Origin of the sequence: Bradyrhizobium sp., assembly GCF_049586575.1 — a bacterium.
Taxonomy (GTDB): domain Bacteria; phylum Pseudomonadota; class Alphaproteobacteria; order Rhizobiales; family Xanthobacteraceae; genus Bradyrhizobium.
In genome coordinates this window covers 1-2695 of record NZ_JBAVCF010000163.1, presented here as the reverse complement: position 1 = coordinate 2695, position 2695 = coordinate 1, and the positions used below count along the sequence as shown (strand labels likewise).

The 2695-nt window shown below is 63.3% G+C and carries 2 protein-coding genes and 1 pseudogene; 1 reads left to right on the top strand and 2 read right to left on the bottom strand.

Annotated features, from left to right (window positions below; translation table 11 throughout):
* On the bottom strand, window positions 1-913 hold a 913-nt coding region (rsmH, locus tag WB528_RS06110), incomplete at its 3' end, for a 16S rRNA (cytosine(1402)-N(4))-methyltransferase RsmH (protein ID WP_423887529.1).
* A 603-nt stretch (window positions 914-1516) separates the two neighbouring features.
* Here rsmH and WB528_RS06105 point away from each other — a divergent pair.
* Window positions 1517-2299: an N-acetylmuramoyl-L-alanine amidase gene (locus WB528_RS06105; RefSeq protein WP_423887528.1), complete on the top strand. Its 783-nt coding sequence runs from the start codon at window positions 1517-1519 to the stop codon at window positions 2297-2299.
* Between the two features lie 6 nt (window positions 2300-2305).
* Here the strand turns inward: WB528_RS06105 and WB528_RS06100 are convergent.
* Window positions 2306-2695: pseudogene (locus WB528_RS06100) on the bottom strand (RNA polymerase subunit sigma-24); the annotation flags it as partial.

Below are 2695 nucleotides of genomic sequence, written 5' to 3'. Positions count from 1 at the left end.
GCTTGGCGGAGCGCGCGCGAGGGTTACGTGAGACTTCATCGCCCTCGGCCGTCACCGGGCGCTTGGTGAGGACGGCAAAACTCGGCGCGCGCTGCGCCGTTTCCGGCTGATGCCGCGAACCGCCGCCCGCTTTGGCGCGCTCGTTGAGGAAATTCTTCACGATGCGGTCTTCGAGCGAATGAAACGACACGACCACCAGCCGGCCGCCGGGCTTGAGCACGCGCTCAGCGGCGGAAAGGGCTATGTGCAGCTCGTCGAGTTCCTGATTGACGAAAATCCGCAGGCCCTGGAACGTTCGTGTCGCCGGGTGAATCTCGCCGGGCTTGGCGCGCACGACCTTGCCGACGAGATCGGCGAGCGCACGCGTCGTCGTAATCGGCGCTTCCTTGCGCGCAGTGACAATCGCGCGCGCCACGGCACGCGAGTGGCGCTCTTCGCCGAAGATATAGATGATGTTGGCGAGATCAGCTTCGGACGCCTTGGCGATTACGTCGGCGGCGGTCGGACCGTCCTGACCCATCCGCATGTCGAGCGGACCCTGGCTGCGAAACGAAAAGCCACGTCCGGCTTCGTCCAGTTGCATCGAGGACACGCCGATATCCATCACGACGCCGTCGACCTGTGGTGAGCCTTGCGCGGAACAAACATCCGCGAGGTTGGAAAAGCGATCCTCGACCAGGGTAAGGCGGCCATTTGAACGATCGACGAGATCGAAGCCGCCCGATATTGCCGTGCGGTCGCGGTCGATGCCGATGACGCGGGTGTCGCTGATGTCGAGGATGGCGCGGCTATAGCCGCCGGCGCCGAAAGTGGCGTCGACATAGATCCCGCCTTCGCGCGGCTTCAGCCAGGCGATCACTTCCTTACCCAGCACCGGAATATGACGTGGACGGGCTGCCGCCGGCTCTGTCATGCCGGCCCTCCGGGCGAACGCCGGAAGCCGATGCGGAACTTGGACGCGAACGGGTCCATGGCGCCTCAAAAATGAGCTTCTCGCCGGCCTTTTCGATGTTGACGGCCGGCCGACGGTCGGAATTCGAGCTGGGATTCGAAAGGACACGTCAAACCTATGCTTCCCGCGCACCTTCCGCCGGCGGAGGGTTCCAACCCGAGCCCCAAGCGCACCCCCTATGCACAAACCTCACGTCGGCGGCGCCAGCCAGCCCGAGAAATCGGGCGCAGTTTTTCATCACTCAGTAACGGCAGTTAGCGTTAAGAAAGCGTTGACGGTCGGCGGATCGCCACCAAATCCGGGAAGCCATAGCAAAGCCGCATACCCATCACTTGGCGCGGCCCGGGTGATGCTTTCCGCACACACTCGGCCAAAATGCTCAAGCCAAGCCCGCATTCGATTGCGAGCGCCACATCCCGGGAGAATAGTGGCGGTGTCCTATCTGAAAAAAATATTGCCGTTGTCTTGTCGGATTTGAGTATTCATATGGCTCTTGGTTCCTCCGCACCCGCTGGTATTGATTCGAAGCGACGCGTCACCCCGCTACCCCGGCCTATCGCGAATATGCAGAACTTCACGCCCGACACCTCGATCGCTTCCGACGTCATTCCTTCGGCGAATTTCGGTGAGCGAAACAAGGGCCGCTTGCCCGACATGATTCTCTTGCACTACACGGGAATGCCCGATGTGCAGGGAGCGATCGCACAACTATGCACGGTGGGCACCGACGTCTCCGCGCATTACATCGTTCTGGAAGACGGCCGCATCGTCCAATGCGTGCCGGAAGCCAAGCGTGCCTGGCATGCCGGCGTCGCCTCCTGGGCGGGCGAAGACGACATCAATTCCTGTTCGATCGGGATCGAGATCGTCAACCGCGGGCATGACTGGGGGTATCCCGAGTTCCCGCTGCGCCAGATTGCCGCCGTGATCGCGCTGTGCCGGGGCATCATGCTCCGCCGCAACGTGCCCTCGCATCGCGTGCTGGCGCATTCCGACGTGGCGCCTTCGCGCAAGAAAGATCCGGGTGAGAAATTTCCCTGGCATTCGATGGCGAATTCCGGCGTCGGCCACTGGGTTCAACCGGCGCCGATCGTGCGCAGCGAAGGGCTCAAGCTGGGCACAATCAGCGACGAGGTGCGCAATCTGCAACAGGCGCTCGCCCGCTACGGCTACGGCATATCGATCACCGGGAAATACGATGGCGCGACCATGGAAGTGGTCACCGCCTTTCAGCGGCACTTCCGCCCCGCCCGCGTCGATGGCCTGGCCGATCATTCAACGCTGGTGACGCTGCAATCGCTGCTCGCGAGCTTGCCGGCACAAACGGCCGCGGTCGCGGCGAGTTAATCAGCTCTAACGATCCATCTCCGCCAATCGCCGCGCGTAGAGCCGCCGCAGCGGTTCGAGCTGCGTAGCCGCCGTAGCTGCAAGATAAGCCTCGCGGGCGGCCTGGTGCCGGCCGAGCCGCCGCAGGAGATCGGCGCGAACGGCAGGCAGCAATTCATAGCCATCGAGGCCGCCGCGCGCCTCTATCGCATCGACAAGATCGAGCGCGCGCGCCGGTCCATCGACCATCGACACCGCCGCCGCATGGTTGAGTTCGATCACCGGCGACGGGGTGATCCGCAACAGCACTTCGTAAAGCCCCGCAATTTGCTTCCAGTCGGTGTCCTGAAAATTGGGCGCCTGGGCGTGAAGTGCCGCGATCGCCGCCTGCACCGTGTAGGCCTCAGCGCGGCTCGG

Bases quoted from the DNA above. Each gene is read 5' to 3' on its own strand.
- WB528_RS06105 (WP_423887528.1), top strand. From the start codon at position 1,517: ATGCAGAACTTCACGCCCGACACCTCGATCGCTTCCGACGTCATTCCT.